The following is a 22,554-nucleotide window of genomic DNA, read 5'->3' on the forward strand; positions in this document are numbered from 1 at the left end:
GCAGCACAGTGGGGACACCATACGTGTTTTTATCGACAAGTGCGATGCTCCGTTCAGCTTTTTTGCAAATTATCGGCACCGCCTGACGCGGCAAGCTTTGATGCATGGCTCCGGGCTCGGTAAGATGCGCTCACTTTTTTGCTACAACCCAATTCAGGACTCCTCGCCATGAGCATCAAATCGGACAAGTGGATTCGCCGCATGGCCCAGGAACACGGCATGATCGAGCCGTTCGTGGAGCGTCAGGTGCGTGGCGCCGACGCCAGTCGGGTGATTTCCTACGGTGTGTCCAGCTACGGCTACGATGTGCGCTGCGCCGATGAATTCAAGGTGTTCACCAACATCCACTCGGCCGTGGTGGACCCGAAGAATTTCGACGAGAAGAGCTTCGTCGACATCAAGAGCGACGTCTGTATCATTCCGCCGAATTCCTTTGCCCTGGCCCGCACCGTCGAGTACTTCCGCATTCCGCGTGACGTGCTGACCATTTGTCTGGGCAAGAGCACCTACGCGCGCTGCGGCATCATCGTCAACGTCACGCCGCTGGAGCCGGAGTGGGAAGGCCACGTGACCCTGGAATTCTCCAACACCACCAACCTGCCGGCGAAGATCTACGCCAACGAAGGCGTGGCGCAGATGCTGTTCCTGCAGTCCGACGAGGCCTGTGAGGTTTCCTACCGCGACCGTGGTGGCAAGTATCAGGGGCAGACCGGCGTAACCCTGCCGAAAGCCTGATCACTGATACGCGCACCAGAAGCCGGGCGAAGCCCGGCTTTTTCATGCCGGTCTGCGCTTGGTCGGATAAGCTGAATTTACTTCTGGGCTGGGGCTCCACCTGTAACAGCCCACAGTCAGGAGAAACTCATGCCTTTGATCGACCTCAATGCGGGAGGCATTCCCGGCCAACCCGAACCCGATATTCCCGATCAGCCAGGTAAACCCTTACCTCCTCAGGAGCCGGGCGAGCCGACGTTGCCGGATCAGCCGCCACCCGCGCCGGTGGCCCAGTGCCGGCCTCGGGAGGTTTTCGAGCGCTGTGCATCACCGGCGGAGCGCATTGCCGGCGAGTGGCATTGAACAGGTATGCAGACGAAGAAGCCGGGCAATGCCCGGCTTCTTTTGGCCTGCACAGATCAGGGCGCCAGCGGTAGTTCACGCTTGTGACGCGAGGCGTCATAGGTGCGCACTATGGTGGTGTAGGCCTCGTCGCTGACCTTCTGGCCGTGCAGGAAGGCGTCGATCTCGGCGTAGCTCACGCCATGGGCCTCCTCGTCCGGCTTGCCGGGGCGCAGCTCCTCCAGGTCGGCGGTCGGGGTTTTCTGCACCAGATGCTCGGGCGCGCCCAGTTGCGCTGCGATGGCGCGCACCTGGTGTTTCACCAGGCCTGACAGCGGGGCGAGGTCGCAGGCGCCGTCACCGAATTTGGTGAAGAAGCCCATCACCGCCTCGGCGGCATGGTCGGTGCCGATCACCAGGCCGTTGCTGGCATTGGCGATGGTGAACTGGGCGACCATGCGAATGCGCGCCTTGACGTTGCCGACCACGAAGTCGCGACGGGCGTCGCTCAGCTGCTGCAGATGGCTCACCTGCTGGGCCAGGCCATTGACGCTGTCGGCAATGTTGACGGTGCTGACCTCATCGGCGCCGATGAAGTCCAGCGAGGCCTGAGCGTCGTGTTCGTCATGCTGGGTGTTGTGCGGCAGACGCACGGCAATGAAGCGATAGCCGGCGTCGCCGGTCTCGGCACGCAGTTCTTCGACCGAAAGCTGAGCCAGACGCCCGGCCGTGGTCGAGTCCACGCCACCGCTGATGCCCAGCACCAGCACCTTGAGGCCGGACTGCTTGAGGGTGTTCTTGATGAAGGTCTTGCGCCTTTCGATTTCGGCGCTCAGCGCAGCGTCGTCGGCGAATGGCGGTACCACGTCGAGGGCGGCGGCGATTTCGGCTTGGCGGTTGCTCATGTCTGGCTCCTCACTGGTTCACGCGAAATACGTGTTTCAGGTAATGGACGAAGTTCTCGTCGCGGCACTGGGTCTTGCCGGGGGTATCGGAGATCTTCGCTACCGGTTGACCGTTGCAGGCGATCATCTTGATCACGATGTTCATCGGCTCTACGCCGGGGATGTCGCAGGTCAGGTTGGTTCCGACCCCGAAGCTTACGTGGATTCGCCCGGAAAGTGCACGGTAGAGCCGCAGCGACTTGGGCAGGTCGAGCCCGTCGGAGAACACCAGGGTCTTGCTCATCGGATCGATGCCCAGTTTCTCGTAGTGGGCGATGGCCTTTTCCGCCCACGCCAGCGGGTCGCCGGAGTCGTGGCGCAGGCCGTCGAACAGCTTGGCGAAGTACAGATCGAAGTCGGCCAGGAAGGCATCCATGGTAATGCAGTCGGTCAGGGCGATGCCGAGCAGGCCACGGTATTCGCGCACCCAGCAGTCGAGCGCGGCGATCTGGCTGTCGATCAGCCTTGGGCCGAGCTGCTGGTGCGCCATCAGCCACTCGTGGGCCATGGTGCCGATGGGCTTGAGGTCGAACTCGCGTGCCAGGTGCACGTTGCTGGTACCGACGAAGCGCCCGGGGAAATCGCGCTTGAGGATATGCACCGCCTGTTCCTGCACGCGGTAAGAGAAGCGCCGGCGGGTACCGAAGTCGGCAAGCTGAAAACCTGCCAGTTCGCTTGGCGAAGCCTCGGCCTTGAGCCAGTCGAGCTTCTCGTACAGGCGCTCGGCGGCCTGCTCCAGCAGCACCTCGCGGTAGCGATAGCGGTTGCGCACCTCGCTGACGATGGCCAGCAGCGGCACCTCGAAGAGGATCACATGCAACCAGGGGCCGCGCAGGCGGATGTTCAACTGACCGTCTTCGATGCTGGTGTGCACATAGCGCAGGTTGAAGCGGAACAGGCTGAGGAAGCGAATGAAGTCCGGCTTGATGAAGGGGATGCTTTCGAGGAACGCGAGTTGATCGACGCTCAGGCTGAGTTCGCTCAGGCGTTCGATCTGGTAGCGAATCTCGGCCAGGTAAGGCGTCAGATCCTCGCTGCTGCGGCAGCGGAACTCCCATTCCACCTCGGCGTTGGGGTAGTTGTGCAGCACCGCCTGCATCATGGTCAGCTTGTAGAAATCGGTATCCAGCAGGTTCTGCACGGTGCGTTCGGCGAAGATGCTCTCGCTCATCGCAGGTTCTCCTTGGCTATGACGCTGTCCAGCTGTTCCAGGCTGGCGGCAAGTGTGATGCCGTGCTCGCTCATGGCGATGCAGGCGGTTTCGGCAGTTTCGCTGGCGATGGCTCGGCAGGCCGGCAGATACACGATCACCTCGAAGCCGGCGCGGCGCAGTTGCAAGGCGGTGGTCTTGACGCAGTAGTCCAGCGCCAGACCGCCAACCAATATAAGGTCGACGCCATTTTGCCGAAGAAATTCGATCACGCCCGTGCTGCGCTTCTCGGCCAGGTCGTGGTAGCAGGCGCCGTAAGGATGCAGGTCGGGTTCCACGCCCTTCCACACGAAGTAGTCGTAGCCCAGCGGCGCTGGCAGGCCGTCGAGCAGTTCGAAGCCGGGGGTACCGGGCACGCAGTGGCTGACCCAGGTCAGGTCGGCATTGGCCAGCGGCAGCGCTTGCAGCATCTGCGCGTGGTCCGGCACCACCCAGGCGGCTTGCGGGCTGTGGGCATCCTTGCTGCCGACGCGTAGCTGAGCGCGCGCTGCCAGCTGGTTCAGTGCCGGGACGATGGCGTCGCCCTCGGGTACTGGTAGCTCATTGGGACAAAGCGGCGTGAAGCCTTTCTGGGCATCGACGTCGAAGCTGGCGATCTTCATGGTGCGCCTCCTTCCTGCGCTGGGGTGACTACATATTTCATCTGATGAAATATGTAGTCAAGCGTTTTTACCAATTCTTGCGTGAAAGAAGGCGAATTATTGGTCAAGATGAAATAAGTCCATGGCGGAGGCGAATGACAGGATGAGTGCAGTGGAAGTACTGGCCGGGGTGGATATCGTCGCCCTGCGCCTGAGCGAAGAGGGGACGTTGCAGGTGCTGCTGCTGCGTCGCCAGCGCGAACCCTACATGGGGCAGTGGGCGCTGCCGGGCGTGCTGGTCAATGGTCGTTGCGCCGATGCCAGCCTGGATGCCGCCGCCGCTCGTGCCCTGGCGGACAAGGCGCGTCTGCAACCGCAGTATCTGGAACAGGTGACAACGGTGGGCAACGGCGTGCGTGATCCGCGTGGCTGGTCGCTGAGCACCTGTTACCTGGCGCTGCTGGCGCCTGACGTCGCGCCGCAGGATGAGAATCTGCAGTTCGTCGAGTTGGCCGCTGTCATTTCCGGGCAGCAGGCGTTGCCATTCGACCATACGCAACTGGTGCGTCTGGCGGCCGAGCGTCTGCGGGGCAAGTCGGTTTACAGTTCGCTGCCGCTGTATCTGCTGGCTGCGCGCTTTACCGTGACCGAAGCGCTGGCGGCGTTCCAGGCTTGCCTGGGCGAGCCGGTGCAGCACACCACCTTGCGTGGACGGCTGGAGCGGATGAAGACCCAGGGCTGGATCGGCGAGACCGGCGAGAAGAACTACCCGAAGATGGGACGGCCACAAAATTTGCTGGAGCATCGCCCCCTGGCGACCGAAGTGTTCGTCTTCGACCGCAACTTGCTGGCCTAGGATCACTCCTCAGCAGCTATGTTTATGGGCGATCTGAAAATATTGCAGGCAAAAAAATAGGCGCCGGAGGCGCCAGGGGAGCATTTCAATCGATGCACAGGTTCTGAACCAGCGGCGGTGAGAAAGTTCAGCCAGTGATGTAGAAGTGCCATCTTTTTTTCTGCGGGCAAAAGAAAAGGCGCCAGAGGCGCCTTAAACGATGATCTATGGAGTAAGTCGATTACTCAGAGCCGGGCGCTGTGGAAATGGTTCAGCGCAACCCGACGAACGGTCATCATTTGGCCGGCATTAGCAGCAGGCGCTGGTTGCCGTAGACCTTGTCCAGATTTTCCGACTTGAACGGGAAGCTCATGTAGCCGCCCTTGAGCCATGCGTCGATGCCGTCGGCATAGTGCGAGCTGGCCGGATTGCCGGACTGGCCCGAGCTGTTGACGCCGATCAGCGGCTCGTCGGCGGCGAAATCCACCACGATGCGCATGGCTGGGACCAGGAAGGTATTGAAATCCTGGCCCCAGGCGTAGGCCGAAACGTTCAGCGTGCTGTGATCACCGCCAGCCGGATAGGGGCCGCGATCCAGATAACCTTTCAACGCATTGATGCTGGTGCGCTGGCTGGCGCTCATGTAGGGCGCCATGCGCGTGGTATCGGTCACCCACTCGTAGGTGTGCAGCTTGCCCCATTGCCAGTTGCGCCGCTCCGTGCCGAGGCGGCTCTCCAGCAGCTCAATGCTGGCGGCCAGGCTGCGGGCGAGGATGGTCGGCTTGTCTTCCTGTTCGGAGGTGCGGACATCGTTCCAGAACGGACTGTCGGCGCGGCCGAGCAGATGGTCGGCCTGCGCCGAGTAGGAGGTGTTGGCGGTTTGCAGCAGCGCCTGCCAGGCGGGGCTGCTTTCCGGACCGAGTTCGTCGAGGAAGATCTGTCGCGCGCTTTCATGCAGGAAGGCGCCGTAGATGGCGGCATCGGCGGAACTGGCGGCGAGTTTGCCGTCGAATGCGAGCAGGCGTTTCAGCGCTTCATCGGCGCGTGCGCGCTGACCGGCCGGCAGCGCCGCGATGGCCTGGCGCAGCGAGTCGTGCATGGCCGGGTCGTTGAACATGGCCTGCAGCTTGGCGACGAAGGGCGAGGTCTGGTCGTATTGCATGGCGATCATGCTGCGTCCGTCGTGCCGGCCGTTGCCGGCCAGTTCGGCGATGCGTTCGGCACGTTCCGGGTAGTACCAGGAACTTGACAGCTGCATGCCGTAGCCCGGCGGTACGCTGCGCTCGTTGGCAGTGCCCAGCCAGCCTTGCGGTGGGTCCTGATCGTAGGGATGCAGCATCGGGTCGGCGAAGCCGTCCCAGGCGTAGCGCTCGTCCCAGCCGGGGGAGGGCAGCAGGCCGCGGCCTTCACGGCGATTGGGGTAGCGACCGGTGACCTGCCAGCCGATGTGCTGGGCGTCGGCGAAAACGATGTTCAGCGGCATGGCGCGGATCTCGCGCGCCGCCTCGAAGGCTTCGTCCACCGACTGCGCACGGGACAGGTCGAAGAAGGCGTCGAGGCTGTTATCACGCTCGAACTGAGTGGTTTTCAGCGCCAGGCCATAACCGCTCTGCAATGGCAGAGGTTGCAGCATGTGCTTGCGCTCGCCGAGCACCGAGTTGAGCAGCGGGCCGTTGCGGGTCTCGTACAGCGTCTCGCGGACCGGCCGCTGGCCTTTGATGAAGAACGTCTCCTGGCGTTCGCTAACCGGCAGCCATTTGCCATCCGCCTCGTACATCAGGCGGCTGCCTTCGCGGCGAATGCGTTCGAGATAGATGTCCTGGTTGTCACCCATGACCATGGTCATGCCCCAGGCCAGCTTGCCGTTGTAGCCGGCGACCACGGCTGGCACGCCCGCGAGGGACACGCCAGCGGCCTGGTACTTGGGCGAGCGGATCTGTACGAAATTCCACAGCGAAGGCATGCTCAGCGGCAGGTGGGTGTCGTTGGCCAGCAGGCTCTTGCCGCCGCGGGTGCGTTGCGGCGCGATGGCCCAGTTGTTCGAGGCGGCGACGCCGAGCATGTGCTGCTCGGCGATCTGCGCTGCGGTGCGGGAGATGGACTGCAGGCCCGGCAACTGGCCCTTCAGGTCGAGGCCGGCGAGTTTTTCCGCCTCGGCGAAGGGCAGCGGCTCGTCCGGGTAGATCGGCAGCAGCCAGGGCAGCTTGTCGGCGCCCACCTGCTGGGCCATGGTCAGCGCAGCGATCTCTTCCTGCAGATTCACTGCCAGGCCGAAATTCAGCAGGCAGAACAGCAGCACCGAATCCTCGGGCTTCCAGTACTCGGGGCGGTAGCCGGATTCGGCCAGGTCCATCGGCAGGCGATCGCGGTAGCGGAACATGTAGGCGTTGACGCCGCGCGCATAGACCTCGAAGAAACGTTTCAGACGCGGCGAGGCATCGGCGTAGAGAATTTCCGCATTCTTTTTCAGATTCACCGCGCGCATGAAACGGTCCATTTCCAGCACGCCGGGGCCGGCCATTTCAGCCAGGCGGCCCTGGGCCAGCAGGCGCATGCCGACCATCTGGCTGAGACGGTCACCGGCATGCACATAACCCAGAGCGAACAGGGCGTCGTGGAAGGTGCCCGACTCGATCAGCGGCATGCCAAGGGCGTTGCGCCGCACCGATGCGCTCTCGGCCACGCCCTGAATGCGTTCGACGCCGCGGGTGGGCGGTACGCTGTCGGCATAACGGCTGTTGAGCAGGGACTGGCAGCCGGCAAGACCGGTCAGGGAAGCAGCGAGAGTCAGGCAGGCCAGCGCGCGCATGGCGAATTTCCTTGGTTTGCGAACAGACGAGACCAGTCGCGCAGCAACCGGCCACAAAGGCGCCAAGGTAATAAGGCCATCGTGGCCTGGCAAGAGGGCTCAGGCGATTGCCCGAGACCCTTTCAGTCCTTCGTCCAGCAACCAGCGTGCGGCAATGCGCGCGGCCGCCTTGTGCTGCAGTTCCAGCTCGTTGAAACGCTTTTCGAAGCGGCGTCTCTCGGCCTTGTCCAACGCTTTCCAGGCCGCATGGGTGGGCACGTCTGCGGTGGCTTCGAAGAGCACGTGGAACACTTGGCAGCGGCTGTCATTGCTCAGGCTGCTGTCGTAGTTGTCGAGCAGCACCTTGATGCGGATGGCGCCCTCGATCAGCGGCAGTTGCTCGTCGAGCAAGCTGCTGGCGAGGATGTTCAGATCGCCACCGATGCGCTGCCGGCGCTCCTGTTGCGCTTCGTCGCGGGCGCGCTGGTTGGCCCATACGCGGCGCCACAGGTGCCACGCATAGGCCGCCAGGGCTGCGATCAGCAGCAGACCGGTCAGTAGCAGGATGAGGGTCAGAGCATCCATGCGCGGCTCAGGCGCCGTGGCACTTCTTGAATTTCTTCTGGCTGCCGCAAGGGCATGGGTCGTTGCGGCCGACATCCTTCAGCGCGTTGCGAACCGGCTCCTGATGGCCGTGGTTGCAGTGCGGGCCGTGTACATGGCCGTGATCGTGATGATCGTGGTCATGGTTGCAGTCGGGGCCGTGGATGTGAGGTTCGTTGCTCATGGTGTGACTCATGCAGGTTATTCGGGAATGTAATCGCCGGGAATTATCTCTCCATTGCGCGCCATGTGCACGCTGCGGCCGAACAACATGCCGGTTTTCACTTCGCCCTTGAGGCTGTAGCGAATCGGTACGTCGGGTTTTTCCAGAGCCTTGACGATCTGCCGCACGTGGCGCCAGAGGTTGGTGCGTACCGGCACGTCGAAGGTGTGGTGACCGTGGGCGGGCACGGTGAACCACTCGTTGGAGTAACCTTCTGCCAGTTGGATGCCATTGAGGTGAACGTTGTAGTTCAGCCCGCGCACCGGCAGGCTGACGCCATTGGGATTGTCGATTCGAAAGCGCAGGCTGAACTCCTGTTCGAGCAGCCTGGCCTTGATTACATCAACTTTGATGAGTTGGACGTCCGGGTCCTTGAAGCCACCTGTCATCCAGGTGGAGCATCCTGTCAGGCCGGACAGTAGGCCGAAAAACATCAATAGGCTGATAATTCTTATCATTTGCGCCTGAGAAAACATTTCACACCCCCATTGCGGCCCAGTGTAACAAGCAAGCGCTTGGCTGCAACGGGTGAACAGGCATTATTTTCAAGACGATAGCGGTGGCGTTTGGCGCAGTGGGTAATCGCGATGGCATGGATGAGAAGTCTGCAGTGTCAGGGCAAAGGAACCTGCGCCATACTGAGCGGCGAATAGGACAGGAGTGTGACCATGAGTCGCTACGAGATCGCCTTCTCCGGGCAACTGGTGCAGGGGGCGCAGCCGGAGTTGGTCAAGGCCAATCTGGCCAAGCTGTTTCAGGCCGATGCTCAACGTATCGCCCAGTTGTTCTCCGGACGCCGCATCGTGATCAAGAACAACCTCGATGCTGCTGCCGCGGAGAAATACCGCACGACCCTCGAGCGGGCCGGTGCTCGTGTCGAGGTGGTCGACATGGACATGCTGGTCGAAGAAGTCGAACTCGCACCGCCGCCAGCCGAGCCTGCGCCTGTTCCGGCCGCTGTGCCTGCTGCGCCCAGATCGGCGCGTTTGCAGGTCGCACCGCGTGATGAATACATGGCGGCGTTCAGTGATGTGGATGCACCGGATTTCGGTATCGCTCCGGTAGGCAGCGATCTTCAGGACGCCAGGCCTGACCCCAAAGCACCGCAGGTCGACCTGTCGCAATTCAGCCTCGCGCCGGTAGGCAGCGACATGGGCCAGGCCAAGCCTGCGGCCCCAGCACCCGCACCGGATACTTCGCACCTGAAACTGCAGGAATGAGCGTCTGATGGGTTTGTAACGCCGAGAGCTGCGCTGGCAGCCACGGCGTTTTTGCGTCGAGCGCGGCTAGCTCGCCTTGCACTTGGCCTGCGCCTGCTCCGGTTTGAGCTTGCGCACGCTGGTGAAGAACAGCTCGCAGGTTTGCGGTTTCTCCGTCACCTGCCATTTCCGGGTACAGCTATTGAGCAGCTGCTGCGCATCGCGCGTTGGTTGCTGGCCCATGCCGGCCTGCCAGCAGGCCGCGCTGAGGTCCTGCCCCATGACCCTGATCCCTGCCGCGTTGGCGGCCTCCTCGCTGTCCTTGTTGTTTGCCGGCTCGGCGGCGTACCAGATATAGCTGGGATGATTGGCGCCAAGTACGGAAACCCGCCGGCCGGCCCCTGCCTCGATCTGGCCGAGCCCGAGCACCGGCAGGTTTACCCCGTATTGCTGCTTGATCCAGCTGCGCACCGGGCTGCCGAAGGCGACCATCGGCAGGCTGGTGTTGTCCGGGGCAGCGCTGAGTTCATCGACCATGCGTCGTTGGTAGTCGTTGAAATAACCGTACACGCCTTCCAGGGCGCTGCCGGCACTGGCCGGGGCGGCAATCGGGGCGATGTCGACGATGGTCTGGTAGGCCGGCGTCTGCTCGGGGGCGACGCCGTTGTAGCTGAGCAGGGCGGCCCAGCGGTCGGTGGTGCTCGAACGCAGATAGTCCTGAGCCTGGGTCAGTGAGTAGTCCGGTGGGAAGTGCAGCAGTTCGACGCTCTTGCGGTTCTCCAGTGCCATGCCCAGTGGCAGGAAGAAGTACCAGTTGTACTGCCATTTGCCGTCACGATTGAGTTGACTGGCGCCCTGATAGGCCAGCTCGCCGGCATCGAGCAGTTGCAGCAGGGGCTTGCCGTACTCGGCTGGTGTGCCCGCGAAGTGGGCTTGCACGCGCTCGCCGTTGCGCGTGACGCGAACGCTGGCCTGCGGGTAGCCATCGCGCGTGAGGCTTTGCTGCAGGTAGTGTTCCACCGTCTGCTCCAGCGTCCAGTCGCGGTAGCAGATCACGCTGCAGTTGTTCGGATAGGCGAACAGACGGCTGACGCGCTGGCTTTCGCCCAGATCCAGCGTTTGCCCTTGCGGCCCGCCGGGATGGTTGGCGCAGCCAAAGAGCAGGCCGGCCAAGATGAGCGCGATACCACTTTTCTTGTGCATGGCTTTCTCCTTGTCGAGCGTCCGCGAGGGACGATTCAACTCAAGCAGAAAGCGCGATTAACGCCAATCAACCGTTCAGATAAGGCGCGCAGCACTTCTTGAACTTCTGGCCGCCCTGACAGGGGCAAGGGTCATTGCGTCCGGCCTTCAGCGGCACTGTCGGGTCGAGGAAGTACCAGCGTCCCTCCACCTGAACGAAAGCGGAGCATTCGCGGTGACGATGTTCGCCATGCTCGTCATGCCAGTGGGCTACGAAGGCGACCTGTGCATGTTCGGGCTTGCCGCCGAATACCTCACTGGCCTCCACTTCCAGGCCGAGCCAGGTGCTTTGCGCGCTCCACGCGGCCATGGCCTCATGATCGAGCGCCTGCTGCTGAATGGGCAGGGTAGTGGCCACCAGATAGTCCACCAGGCCCAGCACATAGGCGCTGTAGCGCGAGCGCATCAGCAGCTCCGCACTGGGGGCATGGGTACCTGCATGATAGTGGCCGCAGCACTGGCTAAGCGGATTGCCACTGCCGCAGGGGCAATGGGGATCGAGTGGGTTCATCGCTCTACCACCAGTATTTGCCGAAGTTTTGTGGATTGGCCCAGAACTTTGCGTTCAACCAGTCGGGAACTTGCTTGTAATCGAGCAGATCATAGGTGAACAGATGCAGGGTCTGTCCCTCCCGCTGGAATTGCTCGCTGGCCTGCATGGCCAGGGCGAACAGGTCGGTTTCCTGCCAATCGGCAGCCTTGAGGTCGAGCAATACGGCGACCCGGCTGGCGTTGAGGTTGCGAATGCCGCCCAGTAGTTGCAATCCATCGCGTTTGGGTAAGTGCTCCAGACAGTCGACCAGCAATGCCAGGTCGAAGCGCTGTGCGGCCAATTCGGGCGCCAGGGGAGCAGCAGGTGCGGTGGTGACCTGACACTGCGGGTGGGCGCTGTGAAAGGCGCTGACTGCGGGTAGTTCACTTGCCCCGAGCAACAGCAGTTTCTCGGGTGTATAGCGGGCAAGCAGTGCCGCAATGGCCTGCTGCGGAGTACGGGTGCTAAGGCTGGCAGTCATCGAACTTCCTCGAAAAGTCTGCAAAGACTAACGTGGTGTCGGTATCAGGCCTAGAGTGAGAGAAAATTATCCGCAGAAGCGGCTATAGCTGGCGGATTGTACAACTCCTGTCTTTACTACTATTGAGTCGGTTATGGGCCGATGAACATTGGAGACCTAAAGTATGAGTATCACAAGGAACGCAGTACCCCTGATTCTGGCTAGTACCATGCTGACCGGCTGCGCCGGCTTGCAGAAAACCGACTGGCCCACCTGCGCGGCGGTAGGCGGTGTCGGTGGTGCAGCGTTAGGGGCAATCGAAAGCTCTACCTGGGCGGGCGGTGGTGCGCTGGTAGGCGCCGGCATGGCCGCAGCCTATTGCTGGGTGCATGGCGCCGAAGCTCAGCAGGTTGCCGTCGTCGAAGAAGAGGTCATGGTCGAGGAAGTCGCCGTGGCCGAGCCGGCCGAAGCCGTCCGTGTCGAGCTGGACGTCAAGTTCGACTTCGACAAGGCCCAGGTCAAGCAGGAAAGCTATGGCGATATCAAAGCGCTGGCTGACTTCATGAAGCAATACCCGCAGACCAGCACCGTGGTTGAAGGTCACACCGACTCCGTGGGCAGCGATGCCTACAACCAGGGGCTGTCCGAGCGCCGCGCCAATGCGGTTCGTGAGGTACTGGTCAACCAGTATGGTGTTGAGTCCGGTCGCGTCCAGGCGGTGGGTTATGGCGAGAGCCGCCCGGTGGCCGACAACGCCACTGCCGATGGCCGTGCGATCAACCGTCGCGTAGAGGCCGAGGTCGAAGCTCAGCCGTAACGCCTCGCTGCACGAAGGTGTCACGCGCCAAGGCCCGTCCGGTTCTCCATCGGTCGGGCCTTTTTTGTGCGAAGCCACAACCGCCTGAGTCAACGAAAGGCCGATCGCGGCGGCGATACCATAGGTCATGGAAAATAATCCTTCGCTCTGGTGGTCCACGCCGCGACCGGTTAACGTGCTGCGCTAGTAGAAAAACCGACTACGAGGGCGGGGATGAAAGCACTGTTGATCATGGGCAAGGCGCTGGCATTGGTCTTCTGGCTGGTGTTCGCGGCGGCATTGGCGAAACGCCTGGGGGCTCCGTTCGAGCAGCTCGTCTATCTGTTGGCTGCATTTCTGGCGACGCTGCATGGGGCGCAGTTGTGGTTGTTCTCCGGCCTGCTGTGCGCTCGCGCCAATCCTTGGCTGGACCGTGTGCAGGTGTTGCTGTTCGGCATTTTCCATCTCTACCCGTTGAAAGCCGGGCAGCAGCCGGCAACGGTCGCAGCGCCAGTGATCGAGGAAGCCGCTCATGCGTAGCCTCACCCTGTTGCTCTGCTTGTTCGCCGGTACGTCCCTCGCCGCGCCCCAGGTCAAGGTCCCGTCCAATACCCTGATGCGTCTGCCTGTTGCCAGCAGCAGCCTGCAGCTGGAGCGGCTGGAGGTCGCGGATCAGGCGACCCTGATGATCCCGGCGACGGTGACCGAGTTGCGCATCGGCCAACTGCTGATGGGGCGCGACGCTCGCATCGGGGTGGCGCCGAGTGATCAGCCGCTACGGCTCGTGGTCGAGGATGCGGATATCGGCCCCGGCGCCTGGATCAGCGCCAAGGGCGCCGCCGGTACCTATACCCGGCCAGCGACGCCGGGCCGTGAGATCAGTCTCAGGCTGCACAAACTGACATTCGAATCGCTGACGCTGGATGTACGCGGTGGTCAGGGCACGCCTGGTTATGCCGGGCTCGATGGTGCCCATGGCCAGCCGGGTGGTTGCACCTGGGGCCAGGCCAGTGCCGGCTACGATGGCCAGGACGGTACCGATGGCCACGATGGTGCGCCGGGCGGCAATGTGGTGCTGGAAGTGCCGCACTATGTCGAGGTCGAGCGCATGCAGGTCTTGCTCGATGGCGGCGCCGGTGGGGCCGCTGGCTCGGCGGGGCGTCCCGGCCGCGGTGGTGCGGCCAAGGGCTGTCTGCTCTACGGCGTAGATGGCGCTGCGGACGGCAAACCGGGGCAGCCAGGGCGCGAAGGTGCGACAGGACGCAGTGGCGCCGTGCAGGTGTTCCGCTTCTAGATCGCAGCTGCTGCGTTCGCTCCGGCAGACACAGGCAGCTTCGCCTATCAGAATGAAGGGCGCATGGCTACCAACGCCATCAGCGCCAGGCCGATCAGCAGGTTGCTGCCCACCACCCTGCGAATCCGTCCCAGAACCTCGCCACCCGCCTGCCAGTTTTCAGCCTCCACGGCGCGCCGCAGCTCCGGCAGCTGCAACGCCTGAACACGTAGAAACAGGGCGAGCATCACCAGATACAGCCCCATCATGATGTGCACATAGCGCGGTGCGGCGTCGAAGCCGCTATAGCTCATGTGCAACATGCCCATGCCGGTCACTGGCAGCAGCGCAACCGCCAGCCAGACCCAGACGAAGAAACGCTTGAACACGCCGAGCCACAGGCGCAGGCGCGCGGGCGCTTCCAGTGCGTCGACCGCAGCCGGGCGCAGGATCATCCAGGCGAAGAACATCCCCCCGACCCAGACGACAGCAGCGAGCAAGTGTAGGGCATAGAGCGGTGCATAGGGCGTCATGTGGCGTCTCCATCGGGGCCGTTGGGCAGTTCGCGGCATTTGATTGGCACACGGGTCTGCGCCAGATCGATTGGCGCGTTATGATAGCGGCCGCTCCGCGAATACTGAAAATTTATCCAGCCTTTTCGTTTCAGAATCCATGCTCAGTACCGAACTCAAGACCCAGATCCAGGGCGCCTATTCGCGCTTTCTCGAGGCCAAGTCGCTCAAGCCGCGCTACGGCCAGCGCCTGATGATCGCCGAGATCGCCAAGGTGCTCGGCACCATCCGCAGCGATGATGAGGGCAAGCGCCTGGGCGACCCCGCTGTGGTGGCGGTGGAAGCGGGCACCGGTACCGGCAAGACGGTAGCCTACAGCCTGGCCACCATTCCTACGGCCAAGGCTGCCGGCAAGCGTCTGGTGATCGCCACTGCGACGGTCGCCCTGCAGGAGCAGATCGTGCACAAGGATCTGCCCGATCTTTTACGCAACAGCGGGCTGAATTTCAGCTTCGCCCTGGCCAAGGGGCGTGGCCGTTACCTGTGCCTGTCCAAGCTCGACCACCTGCTGCAGGACGGCGCCGCGCAGAGCGCCACGGCCCAACTGTTCGAGGAAGAAGGCTTTCGCATCGACGTCGACGAGCAGGGTCAGAAGCTGTTCACCGCGATGATCGAGAAGCTTGCCGGCAACAAGTGGGACGGCGACCGCGACAGCTGGCCGGAGGAGCTGGAAGACAGCCGCTGGGCGCAGCTGACCACCGACCACAGCCAGTGCACCAACCGCCACTGCCCGAATTTCCAGCAATGCGCTTTCTATAAAGCACGCGAAGGCATGGGCAAGGTCGACGTGATCGTCACCAACCACGACATGGTGCTGGCCGACCTGGCCCTGGGCGGCGGCGCGGTGCTGCCCGACCCGCGCGAGACCATCTACGTATTCGACGAAGGCCACCACCTGCCGGACAAGGCCATCGGCCATTTCGCCCATTTCACCCGCCTGCGCTCGACCGCCGACTGGCTGACCCAGATCGACAAGAACCTGACCAAGCTGCTGGCGCAGAATCCGTTGCCTGGCGATCTCGGCCGCCTGATCGAACAGGTACCGGAGCTGGCCCGTGAACTCAAGACCCAGCAGCAGTTCATGTTCACGGCCTGTGAAGAGATTGCCGACTTCAAGGCCGGCGAGGACATGGAAGGGCGCGAGCGCCCGCGCCACCGCTTCGTCGGCGGGGTGGTGCCGCAGCACCTGACCGAACTGGGGCTGGAGCTGAAGAAAGGCTTCTCCAAGCTCAACGATCTGTTCACTGGCGTTACCGAGCTGCTCAAGGAAGCCATGGATGGTGAGGGCGCGGTGGGTATCGCCAGCCACCAGGCCGAGGAGTGGTATCCGCTGTTCGGCAGCCTGATGGCCCGCGCCAAGGGGAACTGGGAGCTGTGGCTGGCCTTCACCGCCGAGGACCCCGAGGAAAGCCCACCGATGGCACGCTGGCTGACTCTGGCCGAGAGCGGGGCGCTATACGACATCGAGGTCAACGCCAGCCCGATCCTCGCCGCCGAGACTCTGCGCCGCAATCTATGGAATGTCGCCCACGGCTGCCTGGTGACCTCCGCGACCCTGACCGCGCTGGGCACCTTTGACCGCTACCGCATGCGTGCCGGGTTGCCCAAGGTGGCGGTCACCGCCATCGTGCCGAGCCCTTTCCACCATGCCGATGCCGGCCTGCTGCGCGTACCGGATCTCAAGGCCGACCCGCGCGAGGCCGCCGCGCATACCGCGGCGATCATTCGTGATCTGCCGGGCCTGGTGGCCGGCAGCCGTGGCTCGCTGGTGCTGTTCTCCTCGCGCAAGCAGATGCAGGACGTGTTCGATGGCCTTGACCGCGACTGGCGCAAACGTGTGTTCATCCAGGGCAACCTGTCCAAGCAGGAGACCCTGAACAAGCACAAGGCGCGAGTCGATTCAGGCGAGGAAAGCGTGCTGTTCGGCCTGGCCAGTTTCGCCGAAGGCGTCGACCTGCCGGGCGCCTATTGCGAGCATGTGGTGATCGCCAAGATTCCCTTTGCCGTACCCGACGACCCGGTGGAAGCGGCGCTGGCCGAGTGGATCGAGGCACGTGGCGGCAACCCCTTCATGGAAATCGCCGTGCCGGATGCGTCGCTGCGCCTGGTACAGGCCTGCGGTCGCCTGCTGCGTACCGAGGCCGATCGCGGCACCATCACCCTGCTGGATCGCCGGGTGGTTACCCAGCGTTACGGCAAGGCCATTCTCAATGCCTTGCCGCCGTTTCGCCGGCAGATAGATTAAGCGGTTTATTCACCGCCTCTGTTGCGTTGTTCCAGCTCATCACCCAAGCGCCCCAGCGTCGGCCGAATGCCGGCGCGGTGAGCGGCGCGGGCGATGGCGTGCGCAGCCAGCGGGGCGCTGGCCAGCAGAATCGGCAGGCCGAGAAAGGCTTCCAGGGCCAGTTCGCCGCTAGTGGCCAGGGCTACTGCACCCAGCAACAGCACCGCGCCGAGTACCCCGGCCTTGCTCGCCGCGTGCATGCGGCTGTAGCTATCGGGCAGGCGCAGCACGCCAATCGCGCCGAGCAGGGAAATCAGCGCGCCGCTTAGCACCAGCAGCGAGGCCAGCCAGGCTTGGATCTCGTTCATGGACGTTCCTCGCGTTTTTCCGGCATATGGCAGTGAGCGTCGTCGAACAGGAAGGCAAAGGCTGCCGTGCCGAGAAACGACACCAGTGCCAGCAGTACGGCGACGTCGATGAACAGTGCCTCGCCGCGCATCAGACACAACAGCGCCATGGCGGCCACCGCCAGCAGGGTCAGGGCGTCGATGGCCACCGCGCGATCCGGGCGGCTCGGCCCGCGCAGCAAGCGGTACAGGCTGATCAAACCGCTCAGCGCGAGCAAGACTGCAGCCAGTGGCAATACCCAGGCTGCTCCGGCCAGGTGCAGGGTCATGGCGTTACTCCTTCGGCTTTACTCGCATCGAGCCAGGCCAGCAGACGGCGCTCCAGCTCGATGAGGATGTCGGTCATGTCCTCGCGGCGACGTGCATCGAGGGCGTGGATGTAGAGCAGGCCCTGCTCCGGGTCGTAATCCAGGGCCAGGGTGCCAGGGGTCAGGGTCAGCAGGGTGCCGAGCAGGGTGACCTTGTCCACTTCGCGGCGGGTGACCGGGTAGGCCAGTATCGCCGGCTCCACGTCGACCCGACGCGCCAGTACCAGGGTGGCAACGTGATAGGTGGCGAGAAACACCTGGGCGATGAACCACAGGCAGAAGCTGACGCCATGCTCCAGGCTGCGCGCGTAACGGCGCAGGCGCGCCACGGCCACGCCCAGCAGGCGCACCAGCAGGTAGAGCAGGGTGAAGGCCAGCAGGCCGCCGCCCAGGTGCCCGGCGCCGACGCTCCAGGCCAGCATGGCGCTGGCCAGCAGATGGATGAGAAACGACATCAGGCACCTCCTGCGCCAGCGAAGGGTTGCAGATAGGCCTGCGGATCGGCGAGCTGCGCGGCGGCCGCCACGGCGTAGTCGATCAGCGGGCCGGCGCCCAGGCCGATCAGTACGGTCATCACCGCCAGGGCGCTCATGCCTATCCAGGCCGGGCGCATGCCGGTGACCACTTGCAGCGCCTCTTCACCCTGTGGATGAGGTTTGAGGAAGGCCTCGTTCCAGATCTTGTTCATCGACAGCAGGGTGAACACGCCGGTCAGCAGCGCGATGCCCGCTGCCCACCAGGCCGCGGCATCCAGGCTGGCCTTGACCAGCAGGAACTTGGCCCAGAAACCGGACAGCGGCGGTATGCCGGCCAGCGACAGCGCCGGAATGGCGAACAGCAGCGCCAGCCAGGGCATGCGCTTGTACAGCCCGCCCATGTCGGCCAGCCGCTCGGAGCCGCAGATGCGCGCCGCCAGCCCGCCGATGAAGAACAGGTTGGCCTTCACCACGATATGGTGGATCAGGTAAAACACTGCGCCGGCCAGCGCCAGCGGGGTGGCCAGGGCCAGGCCGAGGATCATGTAGCCGACCTGACTGACGATATGGAACGACAGGATGCGTCGCACCTCGGTCTGCGCCGCTGCGCCGAGCACCCCCACCAGCATGGTGGCGCAGGCCACCCACAGCAGCAGTTGATGGGGCAGGCCGTATTCCGGCCAGAGCAGGGTCACCAGGCGGATCAGCGCGTACACGCCGACCTTGGTCAGAAGCCCGGCGAACATCGCCGACACCGCGGTGAGCGCCACGTGGTAGGTGGCCGGCAGCCAGCCGAATACCGGAAACAGCGCGGCCTTGATGGCGAACGACAGCAGCATCAGCAGCAGCGCCGGGGTGACGCCGGGCGGCGCTTCGCCGCTGCGCATGATCACCGCCAGTTCCCCCATGTTCAGCGTGCCGCTGGCGCCGTAGACCAGGCCGGCGGCGAGCAGGAAGATCAGCGTGGCGAACAGGTTCAGCGCCACGTAGGTCATGCTGCCGGCCAGCCGGCGGCTGCCACCGCCGAGTGCCATCAGGGCGAAGCAGGCGATCAGCAATACCTCGAACCAGACGTACAGGTTGAAGATGTCGGCGGTGATGAAGGCGCCACAGAGACCGGTCAGCAGGCCCTGGATGAACAGGTGGAAGTCGCGGCCGATCTTGCTGTCGTTGTCCTTGGCCACGCCATAGAGCAGGGTAACCAGGGCGACCACGGCGCTGATGGCGATCATCACCGCCGACAGCCGGTCTATCACCAGGCTGATGCCGAACGGCGCCTGCCAGCCACCTACCTGGCCGGTCAGCACTATCCCCTGCGCCGCCTGCCAGACCAAAACCAGGCCGACTGCCAGCAACAGGGCGGCGCCGCTCAGGCTGAGCACGCGCACGGCCAGCAAATTACGGCGCAGGATGATCGCCAGCAGCAGGCTGCATAGGGGTACCAGAATCGGTGCAACCAGTAACGCGTGGTTCATCGGCGAGCCTCCGCACCCTGGGCGTCGCTCTCATGTTCGCTGTCGTGCCAGTCCGGCGCCGGTTGCTCGGTGATCGAGCTGACCGAGTCGGTAGTCTTGTCGCCATGCAGTTCGCGGGTGCGCTTGAGCAGCGCCAGGGCGAAGATGAACAGACTGAACCCGATGACGATCGCCGTCAGCACCAGCGCCTGCGGCAGCGGGTTGGCCGCATCGAGCGTATTGCCAACCTCGACGAAGGCCGGGCGCTCGCCGAAGAAGCGTCCGGCGGTGAGAACCCCCAGGTTGATTGCGTTACCCAGTACCACCACACCCAGCACGACGCGCTTGAGATTGCGGTCCAGAAGCATCCACAGGCCCAGACCCGCCAGGCCTCCGGTCGTGATTGCAGCGAGCCATTCCATCAGTGGCGAACTCCCGTGAGCTTGTCGATCATGTGCAGGGCAGAGCCGAACACGGTGAGGAAAACGCCGATATCGAAGAGCAAGGGCGTGCCCAGCGGAAGCCCGCCGGGGAAAATCCAGAGGCCGGTGAGAAAGGCACTGCCGGTCATCAGGCCGAGGATGCCGGCGCCTGCCGCGCAGCCCAGGCCGAGGCCGATCAGTTGCGCTGGCGCCAGCGGCAGCACGCGGCGAATCTGTCCGTGGCCGTAGGTCAGTACCAGCAGGATCAGGCCACATGCCGCGACAAGGCCGCCGATGAAACCGCCGCCCGGCAGGTTATGCCCGCGCCACAGCAGCAGCAGGGAGGCGGCCAGCATCAACCAGGCCAGCGGGCGCAGACCCTGGCGCAGCAGCGGCGAGGTGAAGGCGTCTTCACCGCTGTGCTCGCCGCCGAAGCGTCGGCCGGTGCCGAGCAAACTGGCTGCGGCAAGGGCCGAGAGCGCGACCACGAGTATTTCGCCGAGGGTATCGAAGGCGCGGAAGTCCACCAGAATCACGTTGACCACGTTATGTCCGTGACCGCCCGGCAGGCTGTTGGCCTGGTACCACTGGGCGATTTCGCCCGGCAGCGGCAGGCTGACCGCCAGCAGCAGGGTGCCGGTCACGCTGAGGCCGAAGAGGATCGCCACGCCGGCATGCAGACGGCGCTTCCAGGGCGCGCGGGCGCCGCTGGGCGGCACTGTGGGCATCTTGCGAAACACCAGGGCGAGGAAGATCAGGCTGAGGGTTTCCACCATCAGCTGGGTCATCGCCACGTCCGGGGCGTTGACCGAGACGAAAACCAGCGCCAGACCCAGTCCGCAGGCGCCGAGCGCTGCCAGCAAGGTCAGGCGGCCGGGCAGGAATGCCGCCGCCACGCCGCCGGCCAGTGCCAACAGGCAGCCGGCCAGGCCCAGCGGCGAGATCGGGCTGTAACTGCCCTGCAGCAGCTGCGGCAGGGCCGGCAGCAGGCCGACCGCAAGCAGACCTCCGACCGCCAGTGCCAACAGCACCAGATGCTGGCGCAGCGAGCCATGCTGGAAGCGCGCGGCGAGCAGTCCGGCGAAGTGGAAAACGCGTTTGAGCAGGCGATCCCAGATCAGGTCACCGCTGACGTTCCAGGCCGCGTTGGCACTATCGAGCAACTGCCGGACCCGGTCGCGCATTACGTAGAACAGCACGCCCAGCGATACGGTCAGCAGGCTGGCCAGCAGCGCCGGAGTGATGCCACCCCATAGATAAAGGTTCACATCCACCGGGCCGCGCGCCACGGCCTGTACCGCATTGTTCACCAGCCAGGTTTCCGGCCAGGCATTCCAGGCGCCGAGCAGGAAGCCGCCGATGGCCAGCAGCATCGGCCCCAGCCACATCGGTAAGCCGACTTCGTGCGGCTCGCGTGGATAATCGCCACGCTTGCCGAGGAAGGTCTGCAGGAACACCAGGCCGGCAGCGGCGAACAGCAGGGCATTGGTGAGGACCATCACCAGGGTCACTGCCCAGCCGATATGACCCATCTCGATCAGGCCGCTGTATTTGAACTCCTTGGCGATGAAGCCGAAGAACGGCGGCAGGCCGGCGTTGGAGAATGCCGCCAGGGCCACGGCTGCACCGGTTAGCGGCATGAAGCGGATCAGCCCCCCCAGGCGCGCCAGCTCTCGTGTGCCGGTGGCGTGATCGACGGCGCCGACTGCCATGAACAGCGCGCCTTTATAGAGGGAATGCGCCACCAGATAGAGCACGAAAGCCTGCAGCCCATAGCTGGTGTTGGTGCCGATCAGCATGGTCAACTGACCCAGCACGGTGACCGTGGTGTAGGCCAGCAGCCGTTTGAGATCGGTCTGGCGGAAGGCAAGAAAGGCGCCGAGCACTGCGGTGGCGGCGCCGAAGGTGATCAGCAGCGTGCCCCAGCCGACGGAGCCGCCCAGCACCGGGTTCAGGCGGGCCAGCAGGTAGATGCCGGCCTTGACCATGGTCGCCGAGTGCAGATAGGCCGATACCGGTGTCGGTGCGTTCATCGCATTGGGTAGCCACAGGTGGAAGGGCACCTGTGCCGACTTGGTGAAGCAGCCCAGCAGCACCAGGCCGATGATTGCCGGCAGCAGCACATGGCCTTCGATCTGCTCGGCGCTGAGGCTGGAGAACTGCCAGTTGCCGGTGGCACCGCCGAGCAGGATCAGGCCCGCCAGCAGCGCCAGTCCGCCGCCGCCGGTGATCAGCAGCGCCTGCAGCGCCGCCCGGCGCGAGACGGCCTTTTCATGTTGGAAGCTGATCAGTAGGAAGGAGGCGATGCTGGTCAGCTCCCAGAACACGAACATCGCCACCAGATCGTCGGCCAGCACCAGGCCGAGCATCGCCAGCATGAACACCAGCAGGTAGGCGTGAAAGCGACCGAGGTGGACATGACTGGACAGGTAGCTGCCGGCGTAGAGCACGATCAGGCTGCCGATGCCGCTGATCAAGAGGGCAAACAGCAGCGAGAGGCCGTCCAGGCGTAGACTCAGGTTGATGCCCAGGGCCGGAATCCAGCTCATGCTCTGCACGACGGCATCGCCGCCGGCGATCAGCGGAATCTGTTGAACGAACCAGATGAAGGCCACCAGCGGCGCCAACATCAGCAGCCAGCCCGTGCGAGCGCCCAACAGGCGCGTCAGGCCAGGCGCCATAACGGCGGCCAGGGCGATCAGGGACAATAGGTAGAGCACTCGTATCTCCTGTGCCGAGCGTCGAATCCAGGACGGCCTGACGACCACGCACGTACCGCTAGCCGGCGTTCCGGTCTGGCATGGATTCAGGGCGTATCGGTCATATCAGGCCGCGCTTTTTTCAGCATAGGAAAAACCAATCGAAGATCGCTATTTTATGAAGTTTCAGAACATTGCATGATAGGCGGCTGCCATCATCGGCAGTATTGGGCCAAGCAGCGAAACGGGA

The 22,554-nt window shown here is 63.8% G+C and carries 24 protein-coding genes and 1 pseudogene; 8 read left to right on the forward strand and 17 right to left on the reverse strand.

Annotated features, from left to right (window positions below; genetic code table 11):
* The first annotated feature begins 168 nt into the window (after nucleotides 1-168).
* Both dcd and GYB81_RS03130 read left to right on the forward strand, forming a co-directional pair.
* On the forward strand, nucleotides 169-735 hold the full coding sequence (gene dcd, locus GYB81_RS03125) for a dCTP deaminase (protein ID WP_013714599.1): 567 nt from the start codon (nucleotides 169-171) through the stop codon (nucleotides 733-735).
* A gap of 129 nt (nucleotides 736-864) precedes the next feature.
* Entirely contained in the window at nucleotides 865-1,077 is a 213-nt protein-coding gene (locus tag GYB81_RS03130) for a hypothetical protein (RefSeq protein ID WP_161864422.1), read from the forward strand.
* Nucleotides 1,078-1,133: 56 nt separating this feature from the next.
* On the opposite strand, the gene nadE is transcribed toward GYB81_RS03130, so the two are convergent.
* From nadE to GYB81_RS03145, 3 genes are read right to left on the reverse strand one after another with little or no spacing between them, the layout of a single operon-like run.
* Nucleotides 1,134-1,961, reverse strand: a complete 828-nt coding sequence (nadE, locus tag GYB81_RS03135) for an NAD(+) synthase (protein WP_161864421.1) — start codon at nucleotides 1,959-1,961, stop codon at nucleotides 1,134-1,136.
* A gap of 10 nt (nucleotides 1,962-1,971) precedes the next feature.
* Entirely contained in the window at nucleotides 1,972-3,171 is a 1,200-nt protein-coding gene (gene pncB, locus GYB81_RS03140; RefSeq protein WP_161864420.1) for a nicotinate phosphoribosyltransferase, read from the reverse strand.
* The gene (locus GYB81_RS03145) at nucleotides 3,168-3,812 is read right to left on the reverse strand and encodes a nicotinamidase (RefSeq protein WP_161864419.1); all 645 of its coding nucleotides are present in this window, start codon (nucleotides 3,810-3,812) and stop codon (nucleotides 3,168-3,170) included. The genes pncB and GYB81_RS03145 overlap by 4 nt, the downstream gene beginning before the upstream one ends.
* A 142-nt stretch (nucleotides 3,813-3,954) precedes the next feature.
* On the opposite strand from GYB81_RS03145, the gene GYB81_RS03150 reads away from it, so the two are divergent.
* A complete protein-coding gene (locus GYB81_RS03150) occupies nucleotides 3,955-4,647 on the forward strand; it encodes an NUDIX domain-containing protein (protein WP_024307384.1) in 693 nt (230 codons plus the stop codon).
* A 274-nt stretch (nucleotides 4,648-4,921) separates the two neighbouring features.
* On the opposite strand, the gene GYB81_RS03155 is transcribed toward GYB81_RS03150, so the two are convergent.
* The 4 genes from GYB81_RS03155 to GYB81_RS03170 form a co-directional block, all read right to left on the reverse strand.
* Nucleotides 4,922-7,435 carry a penicillin acylase family protein gene (locus tag GYB81_RS03155; RefSeq protein ID WP_161897733.1) on the reverse strand — a complete coding sequence of 838 codons (2,514 nt, stop codon included), beginning with the start codon at nucleotides 7,433-7,435 and terminating at the stop codon, nucleotides 4,922-4,924.
* 99 nt (nucleotides 7,436-7,534) lie between these two features.
* Complete coding sequence (locus GYB81_RS03160) at nucleotides 7,535-7,999, reverse strand: DUF2489 domain-containing protein (RefSeq protein ID WP_024307386.1); 465 nt, start codon at nucleotides 7,997-7,999, stop codon at nucleotides 7,535-7,537.
* A 7-nt stretch (nucleotides 8,000-8,006) separates the two neighbouring features.
* On the reverse strand, nucleotides 8,007-8,201 hold the full coding sequence (locus tag GYB81_RS03165) for an SEC-C metal-binding domain-containing protein (RefSeq protein WP_024307387.1): 195 nt from the start codon (nucleotides 8,199-8,201) through the stop codon (nucleotides 8,007-8,009).
* Nucleotides 8,202-8,218: 17 nt separating this feature from the next.
* On the reverse strand, nucleotides 8,219-8,716 hold the full coding sequence (locus GYB81_RS03170) for an LEA/WHy family protein (RefSeq protein ID WP_178101755.1): 498 nt from the start codon (nucleotides 8,714-8,716) through the stop codon (nucleotides 8,219-8,221).
* Nucleotides 8,717-8,908: 192 nt separating this feature from the next.
* Between GYB81_RS03170 and GYB81_RS03175 the strand changes: the two genes are divergently transcribed.
* Nucleotides 8,909-9,460, forward strand: a complete 552-nt coding sequence (locus GYB81_RS03175) for a hypothetical protein (protein WP_161864417.1) — start codon at nucleotides 8,909-8,911, stop codon at nucleotides 9,458-9,460.
* A gap of 66 nt (nucleotides 9,461-9,526) precedes the next feature.
* Here GYB81_RS03175 and GYB81_RS03180 read toward each other — a convergent pair whose 3' ends face one another.
* The 3 genes from GYB81_RS03180 to GYB81_RS03190 all read right to left on the reverse strand — a co-directional run bounded on the left by GYB81_RS03180 (nucleotide 9,527) and on the right by GYB81_RS03190 (nucleotide 11,694).
* Nucleotides 9,527-10,642: a hypothetical protein gene (locus GYB81_RS03180; protein WP_161864416.1), complete on the reverse strand. Its 1,116-nt coding sequence runs from the start codon at nucleotides 10,640-10,642 to the stop codon at nucleotides 9,527-9,529.
* 67 nt (nucleotides 10,643-10,709) lie between these two features.
* On the reverse strand, nucleotides 10,710-11,192 hold the full coding sequence (locus GYB81_RS03185; protein WP_161864415.1) for a YchJ family protein: 483 nt from the start codon (nucleotides 11,190-11,192) through the stop codon (nucleotides 10,710-10,712).
* Nucleotides 11,193-11,196: 4 nt separating this feature from the next.
* On the reverse strand, nucleotides 11,197-11,694 hold the full coding sequence (locus GYB81_RS03190) for a DUF6231 family protein (RefSeq protein WP_024307392.1): 498 nt from the start codon (nucleotides 11,692-11,694) through the stop codon (nucleotides 11,197-11,199).
* A gap of 442 nt (nucleotides 11,695-12,136) precedes the next feature.
* On the opposite strand from GYB81_RS03190, the pseudogene GYB81_RS24685 reads away from it, so the two are divergent.
* The 3 genes and pseudogenes from GYB81_RS24685 to GYB81_RS03205 form a co-directional block, all read left to right on the forward strand.
* Nucleotides 12,137-12,490: pseudogene (locus GYB81_RS24685) on the forward strand (OmpA family protein); the annotation flags it as partial.
* Between the two features lie 213 nt (nucleotides 12,491-12,703).
* Complete coding sequence (locus GYB81_RS03200; protein WP_161864413.1) at nucleotides 12,704-13,009, forward strand: DUF1145 domain-containing protein; 306 nt, start codon at nucleotides 12,704-12,706, stop codon at nucleotides 13,007-13,009.
* Nucleotides 13,002-13,763 carry a collagen-like protein gene (locus GYB81_RS03205; protein ID WP_161864412.1) on the forward strand — a complete coding sequence of 254 codons (762 nt, stop codon included), beginning with the start codon at nucleotides 13,002-13,004 and terminating at the stop codon, nucleotides 13,761-13,763. Before GYB81_RS03200 ends, GYB81_RS03205 begins: the two co-directional genes overlap by 8 nt.
* Nucleotides 13,764-13,810: 47 nt before the next feature.
* Here the strand turns inward: GYB81_RS03205 and GYB81_RS03210 are convergent, their stop codons facing one another.
* Nucleotides 13,811-14,275: a CopD family protein gene (locus tag GYB81_RS03210; protein ID WP_161864411.1), complete on the reverse strand. Its 465-nt coding sequence runs from the start codon at nucleotides 14,273-14,275 to the stop codon at nucleotides 13,811-13,813.
* 139 nt (nucleotides 14,276-14,414) lie between these two features.
* On the opposite strand from GYB81_RS03210, the gene dinG reads away from it, so the two are divergent.
* The gene (gene dinG / locus GYB81_RS03215) at nucleotides 14,415-16,559 is read left to right on the forward strand and encodes an ATP-dependent DNA helicase DinG (RefSeq protein WP_161864410.1); all 2,145 of its coding nucleotides are present in this window, start codon (nucleotides 14,415-14,417) and stop codon (nucleotides 16,557-16,559) included.
* Between the two features lie 5 nt (nucleotides 16,560-16,564).
* Here the strand turns inward: dinG and mnhG are convergent, their stop codons facing one another.
* Genes mnhG through mbhE form a run of 6 tightly spaced genes read right to left on the reverse strand, consistent with a single transcriptional unit; the run spans nucleotide 16,565 to nucleotide 22,325 of the window.
* A complete protein-coding gene (gene mnhG / locus GYB81_RS03220) occupies nucleotides 16,565-16,906 on the reverse strand; it encodes a monovalent cation/H(+) antiporter subunit G (RefSeq protein WP_161864409.1) in 342 nt (113 codons plus the stop codon).
* Nucleotides 16,903-17,214 carry a monovalent cation/H+ antiporter complex subunit F gene (locus GYB81_RS03225; protein WP_161864408.1) on the reverse strand — a complete coding sequence of 104 codons (312 nt, stop codon included), beginning with the start codon at nucleotides 17,212-17,214 and terminating at the stop codon, nucleotides 16,903-16,905. The genes mnhG and GYB81_RS03225 overlap by 4 nt, the downstream gene beginning before the upstream one ends.
* The gene (locus GYB81_RS03230; RefSeq protein ID WP_161864407.1) at nucleotides 17,211-17,708 is read right to left on the reverse strand and encodes a Na+/H+ antiporter subunit E; all 498 of its coding nucleotides are present in this window, start codon (nucleotides 17,706-17,708) and stop codon (nucleotides 17,211-17,213) included. The genes GYB81_RS03225 and GYB81_RS03230 overlap by 4 nt, the downstream gene beginning before the upstream one ends.
* Nucleotides 17,708-19,204: a proton-conducting transporter transmembrane domain-containing protein gene (locus tag GYB81_RS03235; RefSeq protein WP_161864406.1), complete on the reverse strand. Its 1,497-nt coding sequence runs from the start codon at nucleotides 19,202-19,204 to the stop codon at nucleotides 17,708-17,710. Before GYB81_RS03235 ends, GYB81_RS03230 begins: the two co-directional genes overlap by 1 nt.
* Nucleotides 19,201-19,605 carry a sodium:proton antiporter gene (locus GYB81_RS03240; protein ID WP_161864405.1) on the reverse strand — a complete coding sequence of 135 codons (405 nt, stop codon included), beginning with the start codon at nucleotides 19,603-19,605 and terminating at the stop codon, nucleotides 19,201-19,203. Before GYB81_RS03240 ends, GYB81_RS03235 begins: the two co-directional genes overlap by 4 nt.
* Nucleotides 19,605-22,325 (reverse strand): hydrogen gas-evolving membrane-bound hydrogenase subunit E, encoded by a 2,721-nt coding sequence (mbhE, locus tag GYB81_RS03245; protein ID WP_161864404.1) that lies wholly within the window; start codon nucleotides 22,323-22,325, stop codon nucleotides 19,605-19,607. Before mbhE ends, GYB81_RS03240 begins: the two co-directional genes overlap by 1 nt.
* Nucleotides 22,326-22,554: the final 229 nt, after the last annotated feature.

The organism is Pseudomonas yangonensis (assembly GCF_009932725.1).
Classification (GTDB): Bacteria; Pseudomonadota; Gammaproteobacteria; order Pseudomonadales; family Pseudomonadaceae; genus Aquipseudomonas; species Aquipseudomonas yangonensis.